The sequence below is a fragment of the Argonema galeatum A003/A1 genome (assembly GCF_023333595.1).
Lineage (GTDB): Bacteria > Cyanobacteriota > Cyanobacteriia > Cyanobacteriales > Aerosakkonemataceae > Argonema > Argonema galeatum.
This window is the reverse complement of the sequence record NZ_JAIQZM010000001.1, coordinates 512,388-538,742: the sequence shown is the minus strand read 5'-3', so window position 1 is coordinate 538,742 and position 26,355 is coordinate 512,388. Positions and strand designations below refer to the sequence as shown.

Annotated in this window: 19 protein-coding genes; 13 read left to right on the top strand and 6 right to left on the bottom strand. The window is 44.5% G+C overall.

From position 1 onward, the window contains the following. Positions 1-258 precede the first annotated feature (258 nt). The 5 genes from LAY41_RS02510 to LAY41_RS02490 all read left to right on the top strand — a co-directional run bounded on the left by LAY41_RS02510 (position 259) and on the right by LAY41_RS02490 (position 5,160). Positions 259-1,392 (top strand): AI-2E family transporter, encoded by a 1,134-nt coding sequence (locus tag LAY41_RS02510; protein WP_275973862.1) that lies wholly within the window; start codon positions 259-261, stop codon positions 1,390-1,392. 396 nt (positions 1,393-1,788) lie between these two features. Continuing rightward, complete coding sequence (gene cobM / locus LAY41_RS02505; RefSeq protein WP_249093695.1) at positions 1,789-2,601, top strand: precorrin-4 C(11)-methyltransferase; 813 nt, start codon at positions 1,789-1,791, stop codon at positions 2,599-2,601. A 125-nt stretch (positions 2,602-2,726) separates the two neighbouring features. Beyond that, entirely contained in the window at positions 2,727-3,563 is an 837-nt protein-coding gene (locus tag LAY41_RS02500) for a dienelactone hydrolase family protein (protein WP_249093694.1), read from the top strand. A 232-nt stretch (positions 3,564-3,795) separates the two neighbouring features. After that, positions 3,796-4,278 carry a flavin reductase family protein gene (locus LAY41_RS02495; protein WP_249093693.1) on the top strand — a complete coding sequence of 161 codons (483 nt, stop codon included), beginning with the start codon at positions 3,796-3,798 and terminating at the stop codon, positions 4,276-4,278. Positions 4,279-4,554: 276 nt separating this feature from the next. Then, positions 4,555-5,160: a Uma2 family endonuclease gene (locus LAY41_RS02490; protein ID WP_249093692.1), complete on the top strand. Its 606-nt coding sequence runs from the start codon at positions 4,555-4,557 to the stop codon at positions 5,158-5,160. A 234-nt stretch (positions 5,161-5,394) separates the two neighbouring features. Here LAY41_RS02490 and LAY41_RS02485 read toward each other — a convergent pair whose 3' ends face one another. Beyond that, on the bottom strand, positions 5,395-8,190 hold the full coding sequence (locus tag LAY41_RS02485) for a CHAT domain-containing protein (RefSeq protein ID WP_249093691.1): 2,796 nt from the start codon (positions 8,188-8,190) through the stop codon (positions 5,395-5,397). 73 nt (positions 8,191-8,263) lie between these two features. Here LAY41_RS02485 and LAY41_RS02480 point away from each other — a divergent pair, with 73 nt between their 5' ends. From LAY41_RS02480 to LAY41_RS02445, 8 genes are all read left to right on the top strand, one after another. Next, the gene (locus LAY41_RS02480) at positions 8,264-8,869 is read left to right on the top strand and encodes an IS607 family transposase (protein ID WP_249094049.1); all 606 of its coding nucleotides are present in this window, start codon (positions 8,264-8,266) and stop codon (positions 8,867-8,869) included. Continuing rightward, complete coding sequence (locus tag LAY41_RS02475) at positions 8,866-10,356, top strand: hypothetical protein (RefSeq protein WP_249093690.1); 1,491 nt, start codon at positions 8,866-8,868, stop codon at positions 10,354-10,356. Before LAY41_RS02480 ends, LAY41_RS02475 begins: the two co-directional genes overlap by 4 nt. 372 nt (positions 10,357-10,728) lie before the next feature. Further along, positions 10,729-11,283: a pantetheine-phosphate adenylyltransferase gene (coaD, locus tag LAY41_RS02470; protein WP_249093689.1), complete on the top strand. Its 555-nt coding sequence runs from the start codon at positions 10,729-10,731 to the stop codon at positions 11,281-11,283. Then, a complete protein-coding gene (locus LAY41_RS02465) occupies positions 11,193-11,903 on the top strand; it encodes a DivIVA domain-containing protein (protein WP_249093688.1) in 711 nt (236 codons plus the stop codon). Before coaD ends, LAY41_RS02465 begins: the two co-directional genes overlap by 91 nt. A gap of 190 nt (positions 11,904-12,093) precedes the next feature. Next, entirely contained in the window at positions 12,094-13,374 is a 1,281-nt protein-coding gene (locus LAY41_RS02460) for a lipid-A-disaccharide synthase-related protein (protein WP_249093687.1), read from the top strand. A 409-nt stretch (positions 13,375-13,783) separates the two neighbouring features. Beyond that, entirely contained in the window at positions 13,784-14,662 is an 879-nt protein-coding gene (lgt, locus tag LAY41_RS02455) for a prolipoprotein diacylglyceryl transferase (protein WP_249093686.1), read from the top strand. A gap of 186 nt (positions 14,663-14,848) precedes the next feature. Then, positions 14,849-15,616, top strand: a complete 768-nt coding sequence (locus tag LAY41_RS02450; RefSeq protein WP_249093685.1) for a proteasome-type protease — start codon at positions 14,849-14,851, stop codon at positions 15,614-15,616. A gap of 379 nt (positions 15,617-15,995) precedes the next feature. Next, positions 15,996-21,419, top strand: coding sequence for a trifunctional serine/threonine-protein kinase/ATP-binding protein/sensor histidine kinase (locus LAY41_RS02445; RefSeq protein WP_249093684.1), 5,424 nt, complete (start codon positions 15,996-15,998; stop codon positions 21,417-21,419). 39 nt (positions 21,420-21,458) lie between these two features. Here the strand turns inward: LAY41_RS02445 and LAY41_RS02440 are convergent, their stop codons facing one another. The 5 genes from LAY41_RS02440 to LAY41_RS02420 all read right to left on the bottom strand — a co-directional run bounded on the left by LAY41_RS02440 (position 21,459) and on the right by LAY41_RS02420 (position 25,977). After that, the gene (locus LAY41_RS02440; RefSeq protein WP_249093683.1) at positions 21,459-22,313 is read right to left on the bottom strand and encodes a transglutaminase family protein; all 855 of its coding nucleotides are present in this window, start codon (positions 22,311-22,313) and stop codon (positions 21,459-21,461) included. A 39-nt stretch (positions 22,314-22,352) separates the two neighbouring features. After that, positions 22,353-22,853 (bottom strand): ester cyclase, encoded by a 501-nt coding sequence (locus LAY41_RS02435; protein WP_249093682.1) that lies wholly within the window; start codon positions 22,851-22,853, stop codon positions 22,353-22,355. A 24-nt stretch (positions 22,854-22,877) separates the two neighbouring features. Beyond that, positions 22,878-23,828, bottom strand: a complete 951-nt coding sequence (locus tag LAY41_RS02430; RefSeq protein ID WP_249093681.1) for an alpha-E domain-containing protein — start codon at positions 23,826-23,828, stop codon at positions 22,878-22,880. Between the two features lie 182 nt (positions 23,829-24,010). Beyond that, complete coding sequence (locus tag LAY41_RS02425) at positions 24,011-24,409, bottom strand: four helix bundle protein (RefSeq protein ID WP_249093680.1); 399 nt, start codon at positions 24,407-24,409, stop codon at positions 24,011-24,013. 134 nt (positions 24,410-24,543) lie between these two features. Beyond that, positions 24,544-25,977 carry a circularly permuted type 2 ATP-grasp protein gene (locus tag LAY41_RS02420; RefSeq protein WP_249093679.1) on the bottom strand — a complete coding sequence of 478 codons (1,434 nt, stop codon included), beginning with the start codon at positions 25,975-25,977 and terminating at the stop codon, positions 24,544-24,546. Positions 25,978-26,355 lie beyond the last annotated feature (378 nt).

Genomic DNA, 26,355 nt, shown 5'->3' with positions numbered 1-26,355 from the left:
TAATTGTCAGTTGTCAGTTGTCAATTGTCAGTTGTCAGTTGTTAATTGTCAGTTGTTAATTGTTAATTGTTAATTGTTAATTGTCAATTGTCAATTGTCAATTGTCAATTGTCAATTGTCAAATGACCACTGACCACTGACCACTGACCACTGACCACTGACCACTGACCACTGACCACTGACCAATCACCACTGACCAATCACCACTGACCAATCACCACTGACCAATCACCACTGACCAAAATCCCCAATACCCCGATGATATTCGATCGCCGCACTGGTATTACCTTATCTAACCTGTTGCTGATTGTCGCCACCAGCTTGCTGCTAGTGCTGCTGTGGCAACTGCGGAGTCTGCTGATCATCCTGATGGTTGCCGTGGTAATAGCTGCTACGATTGCACCCTTCGTCGATGCCACCGAACGCCTGCGACTGCCTCGGTGGTTAGCAGTCATAATAGTTTATTTAACGCTAATTGCGATCGTCACAGGAGCGGGCGTGTTAATTGGCCCCACAGTAATCGAGCAAATTCAACTTCTCGCCGTCAATTTGCCAATCTACCTGGAAAATCTGCGATCGCTCATCGAGAATTTGATGGTTAAATTTAATAACGAGCGACCGGAATTAATCCGCCAACTTCTAGACCCCCAAATTTTGACAAACGGGGTAATTCGTTCCAGCCAACAGCTGCTGCTGCGTTCTTACGGTATCACCAAAGGAATTGTAGGCGGCGTTTTGAGCCTGATTTTAGCTTTATTAATTTCCGGTTATATGGTAGCAGATAGTAAAAACCTGATTAAAGGTTTAGTGCAGCTATTTCCCTACCCTTGGAACGATCGTCTGGAAGCTCAAGTTATGCCAGTCAGCCAACGAATGGGGGGTTACATCCAAGGTAGACTTGGCGTTGCGGCAATTTTGGGCTTGGCAGTTAGTGTAGGCTTAGGTTTTTTGGGACTATCCGAATTTGCATTAGGATTGGGCGCTATTGCTGGCGTCACCGATTTGATACCCTTCTTCGGCCCAGTTCTTGGAGCGGTTCCCGCTTTAATTGTGGCAATTTCCCAAGGCGGTTGGACATTTCTGTGGGTGCTGCTATTGTTTGTAATTATCCAAAATTTGGAAACTTATCTGCTCGATCCCCTACTCGTGGGTTCTTCCGTGAGAGTACATCCACTGTATCAACTCCTAGCTGTACTGGGAGGAGCGCAAGTTTTAGGTATTATTGGCGCTTTGATTGTTCCCCCTTGGGTTGCAGGTGCATCGGTTGTGCTAGAAAATCTTTATTTGCAACCCAAACGAATCGCGGAAAAACAAGCGGTGATAGTAACATCCACCCAAGATGATGATAGCGCCATCAAACCATCTCCAAGTTCTTTATCGGTTAACCGTTAAACGTAAAATGAGTTTTGTAATCTTCTAACCTAAAAAATAAAAAGCCCCAGAGGAATCCTCCAGGGCTTAACCAGGGTGCATCTACCATTCATTACTTCTCCCGCAATTAGGTGCGATCCGGAAGGTTTTAATTTTAACCCTCACCCTCAAGGGTGGCGCTACACAAACTCTCGTCCGCCTACGCGGAGTAAAGAATAAAGGAGGTAATCAACCCGGATTTGGTATAACCTAAAAAATTGCTGTTCTTATTCTTATCTGCGTTCATCTGCGTTCATCTGTCTTCATCTGCGGTAAAAATTTAACCAAAGATGACAACAGACAATTTGACGATATCGCTCATATACTAACGATGTAACCGGACACGATCTGACTTTTAACTTTTAACTTTCCCCTGCTATGTCGCTTTCTTCTCCCCTTCCTCGTCTCGCTCCGGCAGTCTATATTGTAGGGGCTGGCCCAGGCGATCCAGATTTGTTGACTGTCAAGGCGCAGAAAATCTTGGCGCAAGCAGATGTAATTTTATTTGCAGATTCTCTGGTGCCTAAGCAGATTTTGGACGGCGTTCGTGCGGATGCTGAGATTATCCGCACGGCAAATAAGACGTTGGAAGATATTCTGCCGGTGATGATCGAGAGAGTGCGATCGCAAAAATCTGTCGTTCGTCTCCACTCCGGCGATCCCAGTCTCTACAGTGCCGTAAACGAGCAAATGCAAGCTTTGGCAGCAGCGGATATTCCTTTTGAGGTAATACCCGGAATTAGTGCTTTTCAGGCAGCTGCCGCGAAACTCAAAGTTGAACTAACCGTACCCGAACTGGTACAAACAATTATCCTGACCCGCATTAGCGGTAGCGCTTCCGCAGTACCGGAACGGGAAGAATTAGCATCTCTTGCAGCACATCAGGCGAGTTTGTGCCTTTACCTAAGTGCGCGTCACGTGGAAGATGTCCAAATAAAGCTGATGGAACATTATCCAGTCGATACACCAGTGGCGATTTGCTTTCGATTGGGTTGGCCTGATGAAAAGATTTTACTGGTGCAGTTGCACGAAATGGCAGAAGTGACGCGAAAAGAAAATTTAATCCGCACAACGCTGTATGTGATTAGTCCGGCGTTGGCAGCAGCTGAGGGGCAATCTGATTTTAGCCGATCGCGCCTTTACCACCCGGAACACTCGCACCTGTTCCGCCACAAATCGGCTAAAAGTTAAATGTACAGGACTTACGCTTTTCGCCCCCCTTGCCCCCCAAATTTGGGGGGCAAGGGGGGCAAAACCTTGGTTAGTGCGTAAGCCTTGATATACTTTCGCGACAGGTGTTTTGGAGGAAACTTTCAATGAAAGAAATCACGCGCCGGAAATTTATCATTGTCAGTACGCTGGCAGCTGGATTTGCGATCGCAGTTCAGCCAATTTCTGCCCAAGTTATCAATACAAATACTCAAGGCTTGGTTGCGGGTGAAGTCAAGATTCCCGTAGAGGATGGCGAAATTCCGGCTTATCGGGCAATGCCTGCAACTGGAGCAAATTTCCCCGTTGTATTGGTAGTGCAGGAGATTTTCGGCGTACACCAACACCTGCAAGATATCTGTCGTCGCTTTGCCAAATTGGGTTATTTAGCGATCGCACCCGAACTTTTTGCCCGTCAAGGCGATGTTTCCCAAATGAACGATATTCAAGAAATCATCGCCAAAGTTGTCTCTAAAGTTCCCGATGCTCAAGTTATGTCCGATTTGGATGCAACTGTTAATTGGGCACAAAAATCAAGTAAAGGAAACATCAACAAACTGGGAATAACAGGTTTTTGCTGGGGTGGGCGAATTGTCTGGATGTATGCAGCTTACAGCCCCAGAGTAAAGGCGGGAGTTGCTTGGTACGGACGCCTGGTAGGTGACTCTACATCTTTAACTCCCAAGCACCCGATTGACATTGCACCTTATTTGAAAGCGCCAGTACTGGGACTTTACGGCGGCAAAGATGATGGAATTCCCACTGATACGGTAGAACGGATGCGTCAGGCACTTAAAGGAGGAAACAGCGGTTCGGAAATTGTGCTTTACCCAGATGCACCGCACGGTTTCTTTGCCGACTACCGCCCATCTTACCGAAAGGAACAAGCTGAGGATGGCTGGAAAAGGTTACAGACTTGGTTTAAGGAACATGGGGTTGGTTGATAATTCGAGATTACAGCGGCTTGCAGCCTCGTGAGGTACATTAAAATAATTTTCTTCATAACGCGACATTTGGGGCGGGTTTGGTAGATAATTTGTGGCTAACCGACAAGAATCATGGCAAAACCCGCCCCTACAATTTAGCTGTACCTCACCCACTCGCAAGCCGCTGTAAATGTTAAGGAACTCAGGATTGCTAAACTGAGCGATGTAGTCATCATCAGAGGGTAGACCATTGTTAGACGAACAAGCGAAAAAGACAATTCTGCGAAAGATTCCTCACGGACTCTACATCTGCGGAGTCAAGGATGGCGAAAATGTCAACGGCTTCACAGTCAGCTGGGTGATGCAAGCTTCTTTTCAACCGCCCTTAGTGGTAAATTGCGTTAAGCAAGATTCGGGATCGCACGCCATGATCGAAGCCAGCGGCGTCTTTGCCCTCAGCGTCCTGGAAGCCGGACAAAAAGACTTAGCCCAGAAATTCTTCAAACCCCAACGTCGCGTCGGCAATAAGTTTGAGGATGTGGACTTCTACTTGGGAGAAGAAACTGGTTGTCCCATCATCTCCGATTCCTTGGGCTATGTAGAATGCAGGGTTGTCGGCTCAGTCAAGCACGGCGATCATACCGTCTATGTCGGTGAAGTTATTGCCGCCGGAGTTCATCGGGAAGGCGAACCCCTTTTGCTAGAAAGCACCGGCTGGCAATACGGCGGGTAATCGGGGCTAGGGGCTAGGGAAGAGGGGGAAGGGGAAAATGTTTTTTCATCCCTCATCTCTCATCCCAATCACCAATCACCAATTATAGTCACAGTCACATTAAAGTTAAAGAAGCTTCGCCCATAGTGGGAATTATGCACTCCTTGAAAGTGGAATTCCATCTCTTATTTGAGTCAAGTAAAACTTTAGGACAAGGAACATTAAAATTAATTGATTAGTTAAAGAAAGCTGAACCATATTACCGAAATAGTGTCTCAACGATTAAGCGGTAGTACTATGACGCAAGCTCCCCTTCTCACTCCGCCTTCCACCGACCAGCGCCTTGTCTATTCCGGCACTACCTGGCAACAGTTCAAGCTAATTCAGGCTGGTTTTGCTGACTCTCCAGGCATTCGGCTGGCTTACTATGACAGCACCATTGAGATTATCATGCCGGGACGCGAACACGAAGTTTTTAGTCGGCTCATCGGCTTTTTGATTGGGTTATTTTGCCTGGAAAACGCCATTGAATTTGAACCCACGGGTTCCATGACCCAAGAGCGAGAAGAAGAAGTCTCTGCCCAAGCTGATGAATCCTACTGTTTTGGGGCATCCAAGCCAATCCCCGATCTCGTCATCGAAGTCGTGTTCACCAGTGGCGGCCTGAACAAGCTCAAGCGGTATCAAGCATTAGGAGTGCCTGAAGTGTGGTTTTGGCAAGACGGTCTATTCAGCCTCTATCGCCTACATGATAACCATTACGACAAAATCACCCACAGCGAAATTCCCGAACTGGCAACCCTCAGTATTGACCTGCTCACCCGCTGTGTGTTGATGGCTCAGACCTCTCGGTTGGAGGCAGCTCAAGAGTTTCGCAAGGCACTCAAATCGCCATCTCCTTAAGGCTTTGCTAACTAATAACGTAAGTTGCTAGTTATATCAAGGTACGTTGTTGCGCTTTAGCGCTCTTATAGCGCTAAAGCGCAACAACGTACCCATTATCCATTCCGAACAAGAGCCAATGGAACTAACTAGCAACTTACGTTAATAGCTAATGTAGGACTTACGCTTTTCGCCCCCCTTGCCCCCCAAAGAAAGGGGGGCGAAAACTTGATTAGTGCGTAAGTCCTGTAATCGCTACTGCGCTTCGCCAATCAGCGTAAACGCCGCCCAGTCCCTTGGATTCGGGTGTTGTTTCATTATCTTTAGCATCGCCTGACGCAGCGCCTGAGCTTTATCGGGCTGGGTTTGAAGATTTTGATAAAATTCGGTCATCAACAATGCTGTAGGAGCATCTGGCACCGACCAAAGCGATACAAGCACGGTGGGTACACCCGCTGAAATCAAGGCGCGAGACAGCCCGATCGCGCCATCCCCGGTAATTGTGCCTCTCCCAGTGTCGCAGGCACTCAAGACGACTAATTCGGCATTTAATTTCAAATCAAGGATTTCACTGGCGGTAAGTAAACCGTTATCATTGCCAGAAGGAGCGAGAGCGATCGCACCAGGAACACCTAACCCTTTAAAATCATCCAATAATCCATGAGTTGCTAGATGAACAATCTTTGCAGTCGGTAACTTTTCCAAAATAGTAGCTTTGGTAGCTTGGTTACCAGTGATAGCTTTAGTATTCAATATTTGGGCAATAGCTAAAGCTTCTTTTTCCGCACCCGGTAAACTCGGCAGTTGTTGCGGCGGTTGTCCGGGTTCGGGGGGTACGCTGGGCATAGTAGGATTGCCGACAACTAGGACATCTTTTTCCGATACTCGTTGCCGTTGTTGATGAGTTAATTCCAGAACCTGAATGGCAGGCGCTGTTAGGATGGTATGTTGTTGAATTAAATATTTTCCAGATGCGTCTTGAAGTGCTGGAAAGGGAACCAGAAACAGTTCGGCTTGCGGAATGAAGATAACACGGGCGTTGGGAGCTTTTGGTAGAAAATAAACAATTGGTTTGATGATAATTTGATAGAGTTGCTGCAATTGTTTCGTTTGGCTCACCGCATCCGATCGAACTTGCACTGTTAAACCGCGACCTCTGACACCGATGGAATCACGGCTAGTAATAACGAGGTCTTCTAGAGGCGATTTCCCCCCTGTCGCCCGCATGAATTTGAGGTCTACGCGCTGAAATTCTACTTTACCTGTGGGCTGAATTACCCATATATAAAGTTCTGATTTATCAATAATCGAGTATTCAATTATGGTAGCATTTTGTTGTTTGGCGATTTGTTTAATTTGTTCGATTGTGGGTGGGTTGATAGTTAGTTGTGCAGTCTCTTTAGAGGATAACCGTTTTGCCAACAACTCCACAAATGCCCGCGACCTTCCCCTTTCGGCAATTTCCAGCGCAGCTTCAATTTTATTCTCCGCAATGAGAACTTTTTGCAGCATTTGATAAGTACTCGCTTGCGTTTCAAAGATGGATACTTTATTTGTATCGCTCAATCCCGGTCGCAAAGATTCTAGAACTGTGATTGCAGCGGATAGACTTTTTTCTGCTGATGCTAAATTGCCAGATTTAAAGAGAGCATTACCGATATTGTTTAAGATTATGCTTTCCCCAGGTTTGTCGCCTATCTCTTGACGAATAACTAAGGATTGTTGATAAAAATCTAGTGCTTTAGGATATTGAGCAAGACCGTCGTAAATTGTACCAATATTGTTGAGAGCTACTCCAATGCTTAGGCGATCGCCAATTGACTTGACAATGACTAAGGCTTGCTGATAAAATTCTAATGCTTTGTCTGACTGACCTAGATTATTGTAAACTCTTCCAATATTATTGAGGGTTTTTCCTTCGCCTGATTTGTCGCCAATTTCGCGGCGAATGGCTAAAGCTTGCTGATGGAATTCTAGTGCTTTATCGCTTTGACCGAGAGTGTCGTAAACCACCCCGATGTTGTTAAGGGTTGTTCCTTGTCCCTTGCGATCGCCAACTTCTTTGCGAATGGCTAAAGCTTGCTGATAAAATTCTAGTGATTTGGCATACTGACCCAGATGGTTGTAAACAAATCCAATACTGTTGAGGGTGTTTCCTTCGCCCTTGCGATCGCCAATTTCTTTGCGAATAGCTAAGACTTGCTGATAAAATTCTAGTGCTTTAGCATACTGCCCCTGATTATCGTAAAGCAAGCCAATATTGTTGAAGGTAAGGGCAATACTTGCCTTGTCTCCACGTGCTTGAGCAATTGCTAAAGCTTGCTGATATAGTTCCAGTGCTTTAGGATACTGACCCAAATTGTCATAAACTGCCCCAAGGTTGATGAGAGTAGTTTCTTCTCCTTTCTTATTGCCAATTTCCCTGGCAATAGCTAAGGCTTGCTGATAGAATTCCTGTGCTTTGGGATACTGACCCAGACTAAGGTAAATCACCCCAATGTTGCTGAGCGTAACCCCAACGGTTTCCCGATCGCCAATTTCTTTGGCAATGGCTAAGGCTTGCTGATAAAATTGCAATGCTTTGTCATACTGACCCAAACTGCGGTATAATCTGCCAATGCTGTTGAGGGTTAGTCCAACACCTTGCCGATCGCCAACTTCTGTCAGAACAGCTAAAGCTTGCTGATAAAACTCTAGCGCCTTGGGAGATTGGCCTAGCTTGAAATAAACCGCGCCGATATTGATCTGGACTCGCCCTTCACTTTCGCGATCGCGTAATTCTCTCGCAATATCCAAAGTTTGCTGATAAAACTCTAGCGCCTTGGGATACTGAGTCAAATTCTCGTAAACGAGTCCAATCTCATTGAGGATTTCCGCAACGCCATTGCGATCGCCCATACCCTGGCGAATAGTCAAAACCTGTTGAAACGTCTCAAGTGCTTCTTGAACTCGACCTTGGCGATACTGGAGTCTACCTGCTTCCAAAAGTCGATCGGCCTCAGCCTTTCGGTTTTGAGTCGTTTGTGCCTGTGATGGCTCGACTGAAGTCACAGGGGTTAGTTAGCTGACCGCGAAAATCTTGACAAAACCACCTCAAACTAGACAATAGATGTGATAATATGACATCATGTCTAGTTTAACTCCCCAAGAAGCCGCCTTACTATTAGGTGTAACGGTCAAAACGCTACACCGATGGGAGCTTGATGGTAAGATTAAATCAACTCGGACTGCTGGAGGACATCGTAGATATGACATTGCCGATTTAATTGGCAATAGATCGGGTAATGAATTAACTGTAGGTTATGCCAGAGTATCTAGTCATGACCAAAAAGAAGACCTGACTAGACAAATTTTAGTATTAGAAAGCTATTGTGCCAAGCATGGATGGGAATTTGAAATCATCCAAGACCTTGGCAGCGGCATGAATTATAAAAAGAAAGGATTAATTAGGTTAATCAAACTAATTACCACTTACCAAGTAGAAAGATTAGTATTAACTCATAAAGATAGATTACTTAGATTCGGCTCGGATTTAATCTTTACTTTGTGTGAGAGTTTTGGTACAGAGGTAATAATTATTAATCGCTCTGATGATAGCACATTCGAGGAAGATTTAGCTGCCGACGTACTAGAGATAATTACAGTATTTTCAGCACGTCTCTATGGCAGCCGTAGTCATAAAAATAAAAAGATAGTAGAAGAACTGAGGGAGGTAGCTAAAAAGCTATGACTACTCTCACTTACTGCAAGGGTTTACCAACACCAATAGACGAGCTAACCCCATTAGGATTGACCAGCTTTGAGTTATTTCTAGCTGATTATGCGGCTCTTTCTTATGGCGCTACTATTGAGACAGTCAATCACTTATTAGAAGTTGAGAGTCAGTTTGATAAGTCTAAATGGAATACCTATTTACAGAAAAAATATGGCATTAGCAAACGTCATGCCGGTGGGATGCTCGCGCTGTCAAGCTCGAAAGTAGAATCAGCCAAGGTATGTATAATCAATCACATCAAGCAGCTAGAATCAAAATTAAAATCAGCCAATAAATCGCTAGAAAAAGCCGAAAAAAAGCTGAAGTTAGCGAGAAAGTTTTACGCTAAGAAGAATTGGCATCACTCTCAAACAGGATGTAACTTTCCTCTCTCAACTTCTCTAACCACCAAGAAAACCAACTGGTATCATACGAGATTTAATCTCCACCATAAAAAGAGATATATTTACAAGCTAAACCGACAAATAGCGGCTCTCAAGTTAGCACCAATTAAGGTGAAAGTACCTAGAGGAGAAGTGTTTATCGTCGGCTCTAAAGACGAAAGTTTTGGTAATCAAACTTGTCAGTGGGATGGCAACATAGTTAAATTCAGAGTTCCCTATTGCTTAGAGTCTAAGTATGGTAAATATATCTGTTCAAAGCTGGGTAATTTTGAGAGAAATATCAATCGATTACCGGATAATGGTGCTAAAACTTGGCATTTCTATCGCCAAGATAACCGCTGGGCGGTAGCCGTTCAATTTACTCCATCACCTGTCAACAAGATTAGTAAACCTGTCGAGTATGGCTGCATCGGAATCGATCTCAATCCAGGTTCTATTGGTTGGGCGTATGTTGATTTTCAGGGCAATTTGAAGGCGTCTGGTTCTATCCCCTATCATTCTGGATTACCAAAGGTCAAGCAAGATGCGACTATTGTGGATGCTTGTCTACAATTAGCAATTTTAGCTGATACTAAAGCCTGTCCAATTGTCTGTGAATCCTTGGATTTTGCAGCTAAGACAACTCAGTTAAGAGAAAAAGGAAGAAAGTATGCTCGGATGTTGTCTGGTTGGGCATATAGCCGTTTTTATCAACTTTTGAAGTCAATTCTATCTAATCGTGGGATTCAACTAATTAACATCAATCCAGCCTATACCAGCTTAATTGGGCTGGTTAAATACGCGAGGATGTATGGAATGTCATCCGATGTGGCAGCCGCTCTAGCCATTGCTAGACGAGGAATGAATCTCTCGGAAAGATTACCGCGCTCTGTGTCCGCCTATCTGGGGGTGAACTCCAGAAAGCACGTATGGAGTGCGTTACATCAACTGAATATATTTATCGGTCAATGTGGTGTAGTAAATCGTCGGCACGATTACTATCACATCTCTAACTGGGCTGAGTTGGTTAAGGTTGTTGTCGAGTCGCAAGACCGGGCACCATCCAAGCGAAAGCGTTAACTCGGATTGACCAAAAGTTACACCGCCGACTTATACCGAGAGCTTCAGTTTACCAATGGGTAGATTTGTCTAGGTTTTTAGAAGCGGTAAAGGTGGAACCGAGAAACAGCGTTGCAGTTACAAGGCTCACAGACATCAGACGGCGGTGCATGGCGCGATCGGAGATTCACATTTTTCATTCTAATCGTTGATAGTTCACAGGACTTACGCACTCACGCCCCTGTCCCCCCAAATCAGAAGAGAAGAAGTCTTGTCCCCCCCAGATTTGGGGGTACAGGGGGGCTTTCTGCCTAAGTCATAGTTCATTGCAATAAACCATGAACCACGAACATACCTTATAATCTGCAAGAGAGACTTTGACAGCCCTACTTTGTGATTGCAATCTATCCCGGCAGCTTCGATCCGATTACCCTTGGACACCTCGATGTCATACAGCGCGGGTGTAAGCTATTTGAGCGAGTGGTCGTAGCAGTACTACGCAATCCCAATAAAATGCCCATGTTTACGGTGCAAGAGCGGCTTGACCAGATTCGCATATCCACGCAACATCTGCCCAACATAGAGGTAGACAGCTTTGACGGTCTTACCGTAAATTATGCCCAAATACGGCAAGCCGTTGTAATTATCCGGGGTCTGCGAGTGCTTTCTGACTTTGAGAAAGAGTTGCAGATGGCGCATACCAATAAGACACTATCGGATAAAATCGAGACAGTTTTTCTGGCTACCTCGACTGAATATGGTTTTTTAAGCAGTAGCGTGGTAAAAGAGATAGCAAGATTTGGCGGCTCTGTCGATCATCTTGTTCCCAAGCACGTTGCAAAAGATATTTACAACAAATGTTACGCCAAAACCCACCCCGAATCAGCCCCGACATCGACGAACCCAGCTCTCAGGATGAACTGTCCCAACGTGGAACAGCAGGTGTAGATATTCAGCGAGAACTCAACCGTATGGAGGAGATGATTCTCGATAGTCCACGCATTCCCCTGACTCGTCGTACGTTAGTTGATGAAGAACATCTGTTAGAACAGCTAGATCTCATCCGGCTAAATTTGCCAAATGCTTTTGAAGAAGCAGAAGCGATTATCCGGGAGAAGGAAGAGTTGCTTCAGCAAGCGGAACAATACGCCCATAAAATCATTGAGACGGCCCAGCAACGCGCCGCACAGATTTTAGATGACACGGGTATTGTTCGGCAGGCAAAACAAGAGGCGCAGCAACTCTGGCAAATGGTACAGAATGAGTGCGGTGCTGCACAAGAACAGACTCTGGCTGAAATCGAACGTTTGCACCGGGAAGCTCAAGAGGAACTGGAGGAGATCCGCGCTAAAGCCATTTCAGAAGCTGATGCCATTCAAAACGGCGCTGATGAATATGCCGAAAGGGTTCTCAATAATATTGAGCAGCAGTTGAACGATATGCAGCGTATAATCCGTAACGGACGCCAACAGCTGCAACAAGCTGACTCCCCACCGCTTGCACTAAAAACGCCTCCTGGTTCTCTGTTTCCACGCTCATCATCCCCAATACCACCGAAGAAAAGCTAGGGTAATTGGCTCTTTCGGAGTTCCTATGCTTTTGTTCAATTTAAGAACATTTTTATTTCTTTTCTCCCCTGCACAAGTGCCCCTCTGCACAAGTGCCCCTCTGCTCAAGCGCCCCTCTGCTCAAGAACTCAAATAGCATAGTCAGTACAGAAGAGCCAATTTTCCAATGCCCAATGCCCGGTTATAATTGATGAAGTTACTTTGCCTGAGTAATGGTCATGGGGAGGATGCGATCGCTGTTCGGATATTGAAAGAACTACAGCAGCGTCCCAATGCCCCAAAAATAGCAGCCCTACCTATAGTTGGCGAAGGCCAAGCCTACACCGAGCTAGGAATTCCCCTCATCGCACCGACGCGGAAAATGCCCTCCGGTGGCTTTATTTATATGGATGGGCGTCATTTGTGGCGAGATTTACGGAGCGGCTTACTCCAACTGCTCTGGTGGCAGTTTAGGGCAGTACAGGCTTGGAAACAACAGGGCGGAACTATCTTAGCCGTGGGGGATATTGTCCCCTTGTTGCTTGCTTGGTTGAGTGGGGCTCCTTATGCCTTCGTCGGCACCGCCAAATCGGAATATTATCTGCGGGATGAAGCTGGCCCGCTGCCGAGGAAATCCCAGATGCAGCGCAGGGAAGGTTGGTCGGGGTCGGTTTATCTGCCTTGGGAACGTTGGCTGATGAGTCGCAAGCGTTGTAAAGCAGTGTTTCCTAGAGATAGTCTGACTAGCGAAATGTTGCAGAAATGGTCAATCCCGGCTTTTGATTTGGGAAATCCGATGATGGATGACCTTGAGCCTGAGAGTCCAAGGGCGGTTTTTTATTCCTCAGATGCTGAGAAAGTGGAGCAAGCGCGATCGCTCACAATCACTTTACTCCCCGGTTCCAGAGCCCCGGAAGCCTACGCAAATTGGCAGCAAATCCTCCCGGCTCTAACTGGGGTGATGGAAGGGTTTCGCGACCGCACAGTGCTGTTTCTGGGCGCGATCGCACCAGTACTAAGCTTAGATCCTTTACGGTCAGCCTTGGAAGCAGAAGGCTGGCGTCTGCAATCTCCGCAACTTGAGGAATCCCAGCTGCCAATTAACGACCCTACGGCATCGGTGTTTACCCAGGGAAAATCCACCCTGATCTTGACTCAGCGAGCGTTTGGGGATTGCTTGCAGCAAGGAGACTTTGCTATTGCGATGGCTGGAACCGCTACAGAACAGTTTGTGGGATTAGGCAAACCGGCGATCGCAATCCCAGGTAAAGGCCCCCAATTTACCCCCGCCTTCGCAGAAGCTCAAACTCGCCTATTGGGGCCATCGCTAATTTTAGCGAAACAACCAAGGGAGGTTGCCGAGATCGTGCGATCGCTCCTGCGCGATCCCGACCGACTGCAACTGATTGCTGATAATGGTCGCCGTCGGATGGGTAAGCCCGGAGGGGCCGATCGCATTGCTGACTGTCTGATGGAGAAATTACTAGAATAGTTCAGCTTTTTTGCGTCATTAGTCATTAGTCATTAGTCATTAGTTATTAGTCATTAGTCATTAGTCATTAGTCATTAGTCAAGTGCTATATCAGTGCATCCGTGTATATCCGTGTCGTGCTGGTCATATCATGTCCTCACACATCGATTGCCAGAGAAAAATCGCTCTCTTATCTGCGTTTATCTGCGTTCCAGAGTCTTCATCTGCGGTAAAAATTTAACCCCCGATGACAACAGACAATTTCCCGTATTACTCTTACACTACCGATACAACCGGACACGATATCATTAATAAAAAATCGGACACTGCGATCCCGGAAGCCAGAGCAACGTAAAATTGAGGCTATGCGACATTTAGGGTGCTGAAGTCTTTATATGGCTCCAACTTTTCACTTATCAAAGGAAATTTCATGGATTTCGGTATTTCTATTTTGCCCTTAGCCTTTCAATTTGCTTCTCCAGGGCCGATTTTCTTTCAGCTTGGGCCACTAACCATCCGCTGGTACGGTCTGTTGATCGCCTCAGCAGTATTGATTGGGGTAACCCTTTCCGGGTACTTAGCCAAGCGCCGTAACATCAACCCAGACTTACCGGGCGAACTGGCAATCTGGCTTGTGGTTGGAGCAATTCCCTCCGCCCGACTTTATTACGTATTATTTCAGTGGTCAGAATACGCCAAGAACCCAGCTGATATCATCGCCATTTGGAAAGGTGGTATTGCCATTCACGGTGCTATCTTGGGCGGCATAGTAGCGGCTTTAATCTTTGCACGAGTTCAAAAAGTCTCATTCTGGCAATTAGCAGATCTAGTCGCTCCCTCTCTAATTCTAGGTCAGGCGATCGGACGCTGGGGCAATTTCTTCAATTCAGAAGCTTACGGATCTCCCACAGATTTGCCCTGGAAAGTTTATATTCCCTTTGAGAGCCGTCTGCCGGGATATAGAAATTTTGAATACTTCCATCCCACCTTCCTCTATGAGTCCCTATGGGATTTAATGGTGTTTGGGATACTGCTCACCCTCTTCTTTCGCTCTCTGAAGGGAAATCCCCGCCTCAAGGTGGGAACCCTGGCACTGCTTTACCTTGTGTTTTACAGCATCGGTCGCTTCTGGATTGAAGGATTGCGAACCGATAGCCTAATGCTAGGGCCTCTGCGTATGGCTCAAATGGTGAGTATAGTGGGTATTGTCCTGGGATTAGCAAGTTTGGCTTGGCTTTACCTTTTGAGGCGATCGCTTCCCGATACAGTCACAGCTAATCATAACCAATCGGACAATGACGAAGGGTAAGATCGGAAAAGTAACCAACCAAAAGAATGATTCTTCTCTCGCGCTCCTCACCACATCAACCCCGCACCCTATGTTGTTTACACTCCTACCTTCATGACCCTTGAAATTATTGGTTTGGTCGCCAGCCGGATTCATCCCTGTAGTCAATCCAAAATCTAAAATCCAAAATCTAAAATCCAAAATCGAATGACTTATTGCCTTGGCATTATTACCCGCTTTGGTCTCGTTATGGCTGCTGACTCTCGCACTAATGCGGGTGTAGATTACATTTCAACCTACCAAAAACTATTCGATTTCTCCTATCCTGGAGAGCGGGCGATTCTGATGTGTACTTCGGGAAACCTGTCAATGACCCAGGCAGTGCTTACCTTAATCCGCAAGGATCTCAAAGCTCAAGAAGAAGCCAATATTCACTCCCTACCAAATTTGTACGAAATTGCTCGTTATATCGGTAGCAAAATTCGCCAGATTCAGGAGCAAGACAGAGCTTGGTTACAAAAAGACAACATCGATTTCAAATGCAGCATTCTCCTGGGCGGACAAATTAGAGGAGAAGAACCCGAACTTTATCTGATTTACAGCCAGGGTAATTTTATTCAAGCTACGCAGGAAACACCTTTTTTACAGATAGGTGAAACTAAATACGGCAAACCAATTTTAGACCGCACCCTCAATTTTGACACCCCCTTAGAAGCCTGCGCTAAATGTGCCCTGCTTTCGATCGACTCGACGATGAAGTCAAACATTTCTGTCGGGCCACCAATTAGCATGGTAATGTACGAAACTGACGCTCTTGCTATTCGGCATAAACTGCAATTGCGTCTGGGAGATCCTTATCTAGCTAAGGTTCGCAAGTGGTGGGAAGAGTCGCTGAGAAACGCTTTCGATCATATGCCAGATATCGAATGGCAATACTATCAGGAATCATCTCAAGAAGATGTTGTGATTGATTAATATAACTTCATTAGTCATCGGTCATTGGTCATTAGTCATTAGTCATTGGTCATCCTTGTATATCAGTGTGGTGCTATTAGTCATTAGTTGACTGCGATAGGAGAAGAACCTGAATTGGCGATCGAAGCAAAAAATAAAGTATCATAGTAGACAAGACTACACAAGCATTTGAACAGGCTCAACTATGGTTACTCCCTTCCCGCCACAAGATTATGTAGGGGCTCCGCATTGCGGAATTAAAGTTTCGGTTTTGAGTTAAGATTTATTCCGCAATGCTAAGCGCATCCGCGCCGAAGAGCGAACGCCCTCCAACTATACATATTCTTCCACAACCGAAGGGAGTAAGATCAAAAATTATCTCACCCAGGAGATCTGAAGTATGGTCGGCATAGCGAATTACCAACTACTTGAAAAAATCTACGAAGGCTCAAGAACCCTAGTCTATCGAGGAATTTCTACAACCCAAGCAAAACCCGTCATCGTCAAACTGCTCAAAGCCGAATACCCCAGCTTTACAGAACTCGTGCGGTTTCGCAATCAATACATCATTACCAAAAACCTCAACATTCCCGGAGTAGTCCAACCCCTAAGTTTGGAAAACTACCGCAACAGTTTTGCATTAGTAATGGCAGACGATGGTAGCATTGCCCTTAGTGACTACCGCCGCAACGAACCTCTCAGTCTTAATGAATTTTTCCCCATTGCGATCCAAATCGCCCAAATGTTAGAAGGACTATACATAAACCGAGTTATCCATAAAGATATTAAACCGCAAAATATCCTAATTCATCCCGAAACTAAAGAAGTTAAATTAATAGATTTCAGCATCGCTTCCCTCTTACCCAGAGAAACCCAAACTATCCAAAATTTCAACGTTCTCGAAGGCACCCTCGCCTATATGTCTCCCGAACAAACCGGAAGGATGAACCGAGGACTCGACTATCGCACTGACTTTTATTCCCTTGGCGTCACATTTTATGAACTCCTCACAGGTCAATTACCCTTTAGCAGTAACGACCCCTTAGAAATCGTACACTCTCATATTGCTAAAGAACCAATTTCTCCCGCTCGATTAAATCCCCAAATTCCACCAGCCATCTCAGAAATTACCCTCAAATTGATGGCTAAAAATGCTGAAGACCGATATCAAACACCCCAAGGATTTAAAGCAGATTTAGAAATTTGTTACCACCTATTACAGACGACAGGGAAAATTACTAATTTTATTACCGGACAATTAGACCGGGCTGGACAACTCCTAATCCCACAAAAACTTTACGGCAGAGAAGCCGAAGTTAATCAACTCCTAACTGCATTTGCTAGAGTCGGGCATGGCAACAGTGAAACGATCCTAGTATCGGGTTATTCCGGCATCGGCAAAACCTCCGTTATTAATGAAGTTCATAAACCCATAGTCAAGCAACGGGGCTATTTTATTGCCGGTAAATTTGACCAATTTAAACGCAACATTCCTTATGCCGCTTTGATTCAAGCTTTTGGATCGCTAATGCAGCAGTTACTTACAGAAAGTGCTGTAAAAATCCTAAATTGGAAAGACAAATTATTAGCAGCAGTAGGCAATAACGGTCAAGTTATTATTAATGTTATTCCCGAAGTCGAGTTAATTATTGGTTCTCAGCCAGAAGTGCCGCAATTAGGCCCAGCGGAAGCGCAAAACCGTTTTAACCGAGTTTTCCAAGAATTTATCAGCGTTTTTCCCCAAAAAGAACACCCGCTTGTCATCTTTTTAGATGACTTGCAGTGGGCAGATTTGGCTTCATTAAACTTAATGCAATTACTGATAGCCAATGCTGCTAGTCAATATCTCCTATTAATTGGAGCATATCGAGATAATGAAGTCAGTCCGACTCATCCTTTGATCCAAAGTATTGCCGAGATTGAAAAAGCAGGTAGGGTTGTTAATAATATCATCGTGCAACCTTTAGATTTCGATCGTGTCAATCAGTTGATTGTGGAAACTTTGGATACGGGCGATCGGTCCGAAACCTTAGCTGAACTAATCTTTAACAAGACCGGGGGAAATCCTTTTTTTATTACCCAACTTTTGCAAGCACTGTTTCAAGAAAAATTGCTAAGATTTGACTTGGTTAATGCTACTTGGCAGTGGAATTTAGATAAAATTCAAGCTATAGGTATCGCCGATAAGAGCGTAGTAGAATTAGTTGCAAGTAGGATTGAAAAACTGCCAGAAACAACACAACAAATATTAAAATTGGCAGCTTGCATAGGAGACAGATTCACTCTTGATGTGCTTTCTATTGTTAACGATCGGCCCCACTCAAATACAGCCAATGAATTATGGCCTGCCTTACAAGCGGGTTTAATTTTACCTTTGAGTGAAGATTATAAAATACCTCTCGTATTTGACCAAGAAAACGAAGTAAATCTACTTTTTGATAAATCAAAAGTAGGTTACAAATTTTTGCACGATCGCGTCCAACAAGCAGCATACTCATTAATCCATGAAAACGAAAAACAGCTAACTCATTTCCACATCGGTCAGCTATTGTTAAAGCATACACCAGAAGCGCAACAGTTAGAAAAAATCTTCGATCTTGTCAACCAATTAAATTATGGTGTAGATTTAATTAGCGAGCAAATCGATCGCGATAAACTAGCACAATTGAATTTAATGGCAGGTTGCAAAGCCAAAGCCGCGACGGCTTATGCGACAGCCCTAAAATATTTAACGGTAGGCAGAGAACTCCTAGCTACTGATAGCTGGCAAACTGATTATAACCTAACCTTAAACCTGTACTTAGAAGCAACAGAAGCCGCTTATTTCAGCACTGATTTTGAGCAGATGACTCAATTAGCTGAAACAGTACTGAAATGCGCGACAACGCTGTTAGATAAAATGAAAGTTTATGAAGTGAAAATTTTAGCCAGTGCAGCGCAAACTAGACTCAAAGAGTCAGTTAATATGGGACTGCAAATTTTGCAACTTTTAGGAGTAACTTTTCCTGAACGGCCAACCTTAGCGGATATTCAGCAAGGTTTAGCTGAAACATCGGCAAATTTGCAGCAAAGAAATATAGAAGATTTGATCGCTTTGCCAGCTATGACAGATCCACAAAAGTTAGCCGCAATGCCGATCTTATCAAGTATAGCTCCTTCTACATTTAAAACTACTCCTGAGTTATATCCCTTAATTGTTTTTGCACAAGTTAATTTATCAATTAAATATGGTAATAGTCATCTCTCTCCGTTTGCTTATGTTGGCTACGGACTAATTTTGTGTGGTGTCGTCCAAGATATTGAGTCGGGTTATCAATTTGGTAAATTGGCGAATCGACTGCTGTCTCAATTAAATGTTCAGGAACTAAAAGCCAAAATTTCCGCTGTAGATTGTGGATATATCAGACATTGGAAAGATCATCTTAAATTGACATTAGAAAACTTGCGGTCGGGATATCAAAGTGGATTAGAAACAGGAGATTTAGAATTTACAGCTTACTGCGCCTTCTTTGAATGTTGCCATTCATATTATATGGGTAAGGAACTGGAGGAAACGGAAAATAAGATGGCTACCTATAGCCAAGCAATAAAGCAATTGAAGCAACAAATTCCGTTTTATTGGAACGAAATGTATCGGCAGTCAATTTTAAATTTGCTCGCTCGTTCTCCCAATCTATGCTATTTACAAGGTGAAGCCTGCGATGAGGAGCAATTACTACCGATTCTTACTCAAGCTAATGACCGACTGGGACTTCATATATTCTATTCAAATAAACTGATTCTTGGCTATTTATTTGAAAAGTATGCTTTAGCATTAGAAAATGCTAATATAGCTGTTCAGTATTTAGATGGAGTAACGGGAATGTTCGCTATTCCTATCTTCCATTTTTACGATTCTTTAGTCCAGCTTGCTTTAGGAATTAATGGAGTAAAATCCGAGCAAGATGTTTTGCTCGATCGGGTAATAGCTAACCAAGAAAAATTGAAAAAATGGGCAGATTATGCCCCGATGAATTATTTACATAAATTTCACCTAGTTGAAGCCGAACGCTTGCGGGTAGTAGGGGCTGATTTTGAAGCGATGGAATATTACGATTTGGCGATCGAAGGAGCAACGGCAAATGAATATATCCAAGAAGAAGCGATCGCTTGTGAATTAGCTGGAAAATTTTATGAATCTCTGCATAAAGAATTTATTGCACAAGCCTACCTTACTAAAGCCTACTATGCTTATGCTCGTTGGGGAGCTAAAGCCAAAGTAGATGATTTAGAAACACGCTATCCCCAATTACTTGCTCCCATCCTGACAGCGACCAAAACTACCTCCAAAATTAGTCAGACACTTACTTATATTAAGACTAATACAGTTAGTTCTACGAGTTGGGAGACTTCAGTTATTTTTGATTTGGGAACTGTCCTCAAAGCATCTCAAAACCTTTCCGATGAGATCGAACTCGATAAGTTACTCACAACAGTGATGCAAGTAGTGTTGGAAAATGCTGGCGCTACAAGTGGTTCTTTGATTTTACCTGAATCCGAGCAATGGTATATTGCTGCTACTATTAATGCCGACAGCAGACTCAAACAACCTGTTTGGGCCTTGTTATCATCAATTACAGTAGAAGATAGTCAATTGATTCCTGAAAAGATCGTCAACTATGTCAAACATACCAAAAAAACCTTAGTAATTGATGATGTAGCAGCGGCAACAACATGGACAGATGATTATTACATTCAATTACATAAACCCCAATCAATTTTGTGTGCAACTCTGCTGAATCAAGGTGAATTGATTGGAATTTTGTACTTAGAAAATTGCTTAACCAAAGCAGCTTTTACGCGAGAACGCTTAGAAGTGTTAAAAGTGTTGTGTTCTCAAGCGGCGATCGCTCTAAAAAATGCCAGACTTTATCAGGATTTGCAGCGATCGGAAGCGCGAGAGCGAGAAAAAGCGGAGCAACTAGCAAAATCGCTACAAGAGTTACAATCAGCGCAACTGCAACTGATTCAAAGTGAAAAAATGTCAGTTTTGGGCAATTTAATGGCGGGCTTAGCCCATGAAATTAACAACCCAGTCGGGTTTATTGCTGGGAACGTCGAGCAGGCTAATACGGCGCTCCAAGATTTGCTGGAATACTTGCAATTGTATCAAGAAAAATTCCCCAATCCAGGAGAAGAAATAACGGAAAAAGCGGAAGAGATTGAGTTAGAATATATTTTAGAAGATTTGCCGCAAATGCTCTCGTCGATGAAAGCCGGGACCGATCGGATTCGCGAGATCGGTGGGTCGTTGCGAAACTTCTCCCGCGCCGATACCTCAACGAAAGTGTTAGCCAATCTGCATGAGGGTATTGATAGTACTTTGATGATTTTACAATATCGATTGAAAGCAAAGGATACTCGTCCGGCGATTGAGGTGATTAAGGAATATGGAGAAATTCCGCAAATAAAATGCTATTTCGGACAGTTGAATCAGGTATTTATGAATATTTTGGGAAATGCGATCGATGCTTTGGATGAAGCAAATCAGGGGCGTTCTTTTGCTGAAATTGCAGCCAATCCCAATCAGATTACTATTCGCACTGAAGTTTTAGAAGCGGAAACTGCTGTCGTTATTCGCATCAAAGATAATGGCAGTGGAATGTCAGATGAGGTAAAAGAGCAGGTATTTGACCATTTATTTACTACGAAAGCAGTGGGGAAAGGAACAGGTTTGGGGTTGTCTATTTCGCGTCAGATTGTGGAAGAAAAGCATGGAGGTAAGCTGAGTTGTATTTCTGCGCCAGAAGAGGGGACGGAATTTGCGATTCAGATTCCAATTTAGCCGTGGAAATAATATAATGAAAGGTGTTGGGAACGCACCCTACGCTAATGATTGAATGGATATGCTAGCTGTCATATCTAACTGGTTTCCAGGAGCTAAAAAATTTCCAGAAATGGGTGCGGTATACTTGGGAGATGCGCTGGCAACTAAAGGAATATGTCGATCGCTCACTACTAACCCTACAGTTGGATCGTAGCCTCGCCAGCCCGCTCCCGGCAAGTATACTTCCGCCCAAGCATGAAGATCTCGTTCCTTTTGATCTGGATCTCCTTCTTGATAACCGCTGACAAATCTAGCAGCTAAACCTACGGCGCGACAAGCTTCCATAAACAAAACTGCCACGTCGCGACAAGAACCTGATTTTTGGTTCCAAGTGACGCCACCAGGAAGCGGTTCGCCGGTTTCTCTCCTAATATATTGGCAATTCTCATAAATGCGTTGATTTAGTTGCATTAAAAAAGTACTGATTTGATTATCGGCTGCAAAACCAATATCTTGAGCCAATTGTATGACTGCGGGGTCTACATTTATTTGATATTGCGGTTGCAAATATGGCTGAAGTTGGGATAACATTGATGCTGGGTAGTCGATCGGCAGACTTAAAGCCCAAGGTTCTAGTAGGTAATCAAAAGGATTTGTGCGATAAGTTTCAACTTCTGAGCGTACTTCGATTTTCAGATAATCTGCGGTTCCACCAAACCAAGTTTGCAGTATGGCATTACCGTCTAAATCGGTAATGTGAGAAATACCAATTGGTTCCGGGTCAATTTTCAGGAAAAAAGAAAGCAGTTTCTGAGTGCTATCACAACGCGATCGCAACCTGATAATGTGCGGATTTAAAACGACCGCTCGATCGTAAATGTAAGTAGTGGTGTGAACGATTTGGTAGCGCATCCTGATTTTAGGTTTTAGATTTTTAACTAAGTCAGACAGTTAATATTTGGTCATTAAGAAACTGATGAGACATAGAACTGTTAAGACGAGCGCGCCAATTTTCAATCCCTGCAAAACAAGCTGAATTGGCAAGATAATCGTACCGAGTTGCTGCAACATCCCCATCATGTCAGCTTCTCCCCAATGTTCCGCAATCTTTCCATCTACAATGCAGTCTATGTGAATGAATGATACCGTAACCTGCTTACCTGTTGGAGGGAAACCTTGCAGTTTTCCTTTATGGGTGGCAGCAAATATCCCACGGGTGACAACTTTATCTTCCTCTACAAGGATATCTTCAAAGCTGTGGCGAATATCTGGGAAAGCGGAGCGGAACATGAGGCAAAACTCTTTAAATTTTTCGCGATTTAGCGATGCAGGCGAGCCGGGAAAATGAGCGACAAAGTTGGGACTGAGCATATCCTCTATCTTGTCTAAATTGCCATTGTCGAACTCCTCATAATATCGAAGGACAATTTCTTTTTTCTGTTCGATAGACATGGGATATTCCTGTTAGACATAAAATTAACTAATGGGTTTTAACGCAAAGAAGGTTTCAAAAATGTTGTTGCCGACGCCATAAATTTGCTGCTGCAAGTCGTTGAGACATTCATGCAATCCCATTTGAACGATTTCTTCAATGGATAAATAGTCCAATTCAGAACGCAATCGACCCAAAGAACGTTCTGCGGGGTTACTCCAGGTGCCGGGAGAAGATCCGGTAATTTGATGTAAAGATCGCTCCGCCTGCATCAGACAAAATCGAATCGATCGCGGAAACTCTCGATCTAAAATTAGAAATTCCGCCACACCAGTTGGTGTAATGCGATGTTGGCATTTGCGATACATTTCGTAAGCACTAGCCGATCGCAATAATCCCATCCACTGCAATTCATCCAGCGTGGTGCCTACATCTTTTACCGAAGGTAGAAGCAGGAAATATTTCACATCTAAAATTCGAGCAGTTTTATCTGCGCGTTCTAGAAACCGCCCCATTTGACCGAAATGCCAACCTTCATTATGAGTCATGGTGGCATCCATCACACCAGCAAATAGGTGGCTAGCCAGTTTTACTTCTTTAAAAAAATGTTGCGGTTCAAAAGTGGCTTGTCCTTCGGCTGCATCTTGCACCATGAAATAAAAAGTATTCACCTGTTCCCACATCTCTGAAGAAATGATTTCTCGAATAGATCGAGCATTTTCTCTGGCAGAGCGAAGGCAGGAAATGATAGAGTTGGCATTATCGCGATCGAAAGTGAGAAACTGAATTACATTTTCGGCTGTAGCTTCCCCGTAACGATTCTGAAATACAGGCAAGTCGCCAGTGGTCAGCACCAACGGTTCCCACTGCTGCGCCACACCCGTAGGGGAATCCAGAATTAGATTGACATTTGCATTGATAAAACGAGCAATATTTTCTGCCCGTTCAACATAACGATTAAGCCAGTAGATAGAATCTGCAACGCGACTAAGCATTTTTTTAGGGGCTAGGGGCTAGGGGCTAGGGGCTAGGGGAAGAGAGGGGAAGAGAGGGATTAGGGATTAGGGAAAGAGAGGGATTAGGGATTAGGGAAAGAGAGGGATTAGGGATTAGGGGAAGAGAGGGATTAGGGATTAGGGAAAGAGAGGGAAGAGAGGGGCTGGGGAAAAATCTTTCGCTAGTTTTCAGTCCTCGGTTTGTTGTCTCTTTTTAGTTTATTTTCCAAAGAGTTCTGTAGTCCGCGAAGCATTTTGCCCAATTCTTCCATCTTATGAAAAAGTGTTTCAATATCGGCCTTGTTTTGAATATAAGGCCGTCGTGCAGCTATGATTAGTTGAGTTTCTAATTCGGCAAGCGAACCCAGCGCGATGGAGATGTGATGCAAGAACTCCTTGGTATAGTTTCTCGCGTGTCCTTCAGCTATGTTAGAAGGAATCGATACAGCAGCCCGTTGCATTTGACTGCTTAAACCGTATATCTCCTGCTTTGGAAAGCTGTCCGTTAGCTGATAAATCTGGTCTGCCACTTCCATGCCGACTTGCCAAACCTTGAGATCTCGATAGCTGCTTATGCTCATAGTAGTACACCCCAAACCGTAAAAATTAACTTATATTTTCCGCTATTCCTTCTCCTCTCTTCCCCTCTCTTCCCCTAGCCCCTAGCCCCTAGCCCCTAGCCCCTCTCTTCCCCCTAGCCCCTAGCCCCTAGCCCCTAATTAGCGAGTACCCAAGTATCTTTCGATCCGCCGCCTTGGGAAGAGTTAACTACTAAAGAACCTTTTTTGAGGGCGACGCGGGTTAAACCACCTGGGTGTACATAGATATCTTTACCGTAGAGAATGTAGGGACGTAAGTCCACATGACATCCCTCAAAGCGATCGCCTATTATTGTAGGAACTCGCGACAGGCAAAGTGTCGGCTGGGCAATATAGTTGCGCGGATTAGCTTTAATTAATTGGGCAAATTCTTCTCGTTGTGACTGTGTGGCGTGAGGGCCAACTAACATCCCGTAACCGCCAGATTCGTTGGCGCATTTTACCACAAGTTTGTCTAAATTGGCAAGGACATGATTTAGCTGTTTCTCTTCCCAGCAGAGGTAAGTGGGGACATTTTGCAGAATCGGGTCTTCCTTGAGGTAGTAGCGAATCATTTCGGGGACATAGGCATAGATCACTTTATCATCTGCCACTCCGGTTCCCAGGGCGTTGGCGATCGCAACACGACGATTGCGATAAACTTCCGTTAGACCCGGTATACCTAATGTGGAATCGGAGCGAAAAACGAGAGGGTCGATAAAGTCGTCATCGATGCGGCGATAGATCACATCTACCCGCTGCAATCCCTTGGTAGTACGCATTTGCAGGTAGCCATCCGTCACCACCAAATCTCTGCCCTCCACCAGTTGCACACCCATTTGCTGAGCGAGGAAAGAATGCTCAAAGTAGGCAGAATTGTAAATACCTGGGGTGAGAACGACTACGGTGGGGTCTGCTAAATTGGCAGGTGCTAGATTGAGGAGAGTTTCGAGCAAATGACTGGGGTAATCATCGACGGGTCGAATTGCGATCGTCTCAAACAGCTTCGGAAAGGACGATTTCATCACCCGGCGGTTCTCCAAAACGTAGGAGACACCGGAAGGACAGCGGAGATTATCTTCTAGAACGTACCACTGACCATCTTTATCTCGCACTAAATCCGTGCCAGTGATATGACACCAAATTCCTCCCGGTGGTTTCAATCCTATACAGGGTTTGAGAAATCCTTTGGCAGAGGCAATTAATTCTAACGGGATAACGCCGTCGGTAACAATTTTCTGGGCATCGTAAATATCTGCTATAAAGCAATTTAAGGCGTAGATGCGCTGCTTGAGTCCCTTTTCCATCTCTGTCCATTCTTGCGCCGAGACAATGCGGGGAATGACATCAAAGGGAAAGATGCGCTCAGTGCCACGGTTATCGCCATAAACGTTGAAAGTGGCTCCCAACTTGAGAAGGGCTTGCTGTGCGACTTGCTGGCGTCGCTGGAGTTCCTCTGGCGGCAACCCATTAATCCTTTCGATTAAAAGAGTTGCATCAGGGCGGGGTTTGCCCTTGGCGACAAACAGTTCATCATAAAAATCTGCTGGATCGTAGGTATAAAATTGCATATTGAGTATTGATGATATGTGATGGGCGATCGCTAATTGGCTGTTTCTAAGTAGGTGGGCATATTTAAACGTAAAACTCCAGGCCCCTAGAAACCCGGTTTCTCTTAGAAACCGGGTTTCTGGGAGTTCAGTTTATTTACGCCCACCTACTTATCCCGATCGATCTTTATAGCTGACCGCTAACCAAGTTGCGATCGCCAATAAATGCTCATCTTTCAGACTAAAGTGCGATGCGCCTAGTGTAAATAGGCATTAGGCAGAAACTTATAATGGTTTGCGCTTGCATGAGGGACACGATTTTTTTCCACTCCCCCACTCTCCCTAGCCCCTCTGACCCTAGCCCTTCTTCCCCAATCCCTTCTTTACTTTTGACTTTTG

Coding starts and splice junctions, on each gene's coding strand:
- LAY41_RS02510 (WP_275973862.1), top strand. CDS start 259: ATGATATTCGATCGCCGCACTGGTATTACCTTATCTAACCTGTTGCTG.
- cobM (WP_249093695.1), top strand. CDS start 1,789: ATGTCGCTTTCTTCTCCCCTTCCTCGTCTCGCTCCGGCAGTCTATATT.
- LAY41_RS02500 (WP_249093694.1), top strand. CDS start 2,727: ATGAAAGAAATCACGCGCCGGAAATTTATCATTGTCAGTACGCTGGCA.
- LAY41_RS02490 (WP_249093692.1), top strand. CDS start 4,555: ATGACGCAAGCTCCCCTTCTCACTCCGCCTTCCACCGACCAGCGCCTT.
- LAY41_RS02475 (WP_249093690.1), top strand. CDS start 8,866: ATGACTACTCTCACTTACTGCAAGGGTTTACCAACACCAATAGACGAG.
- LAY41_RS02465 (WP_249093688.1), top strand. CDS start 11,193: ATGTTACGCCAAAACCCACCCCGAATCAGCCCCGACATCGACGAACCC.
- LAY41_RS02460 (WP_249093687.1), top strand. CDS start 12,094: ATGAAGTTACTTTGCCTGAGTAATGGTCATGGGGAGGATGCGATCGCT.
- lgt (WP_249093686.1), top strand. CDS start 13,784: ATGGATTTCGGTATTTCTATTTTGCCCTTAGCCTTTCAATTTGCTTCT.
- LAY41_RS02450 (WP_249093685.1), top strand. CDS start 14,849: ATGACTTATTGCCTTGGCATTATTACCCGCTTTGGTCTCGTTATGGCT.
- LAY41_RS02445 (WP_249093684.1), top strand. CDS start 15,996: ATGGTCGGCATAGCGAATTACCAACTACTTGAAAAAATCTACGAAGGC.
- LAY41_RS02440 (WP_249093683.1), bottom strand. CDS start 22,313: ATGCGCTACCAAATCGTTCACACCACTACTTACATTTACGATCGAGCG.
- LAY41_RS02435 (WP_249093682.1), bottom strand. CDS start 22,853: ATGTCTATCGAACAGAAAAAAGAAATTGTCCTTCGATATTATGAGGAG.
- LAY41_RS02430 (WP_249093681.1), bottom strand. CDS start 23,828: ATGCTTAGTCGCGTTGCAGATTCTATCTACTGGCTTAATCGTTATGTT.
- LAY41_RS02425 (WP_249093680.1), bottom strand. CDS start 24,409: ATGAGCATAAGCAGCTATCGAGATCTCAAGGTTTGGCAAGTCGGCATG.
- LAY41_RS02420 (WP_249093679.1), bottom strand. CDS start 25,977: ATGCAATTTTATACCTACGATCCAGCAGATTTTTATGATGAACTGTTT.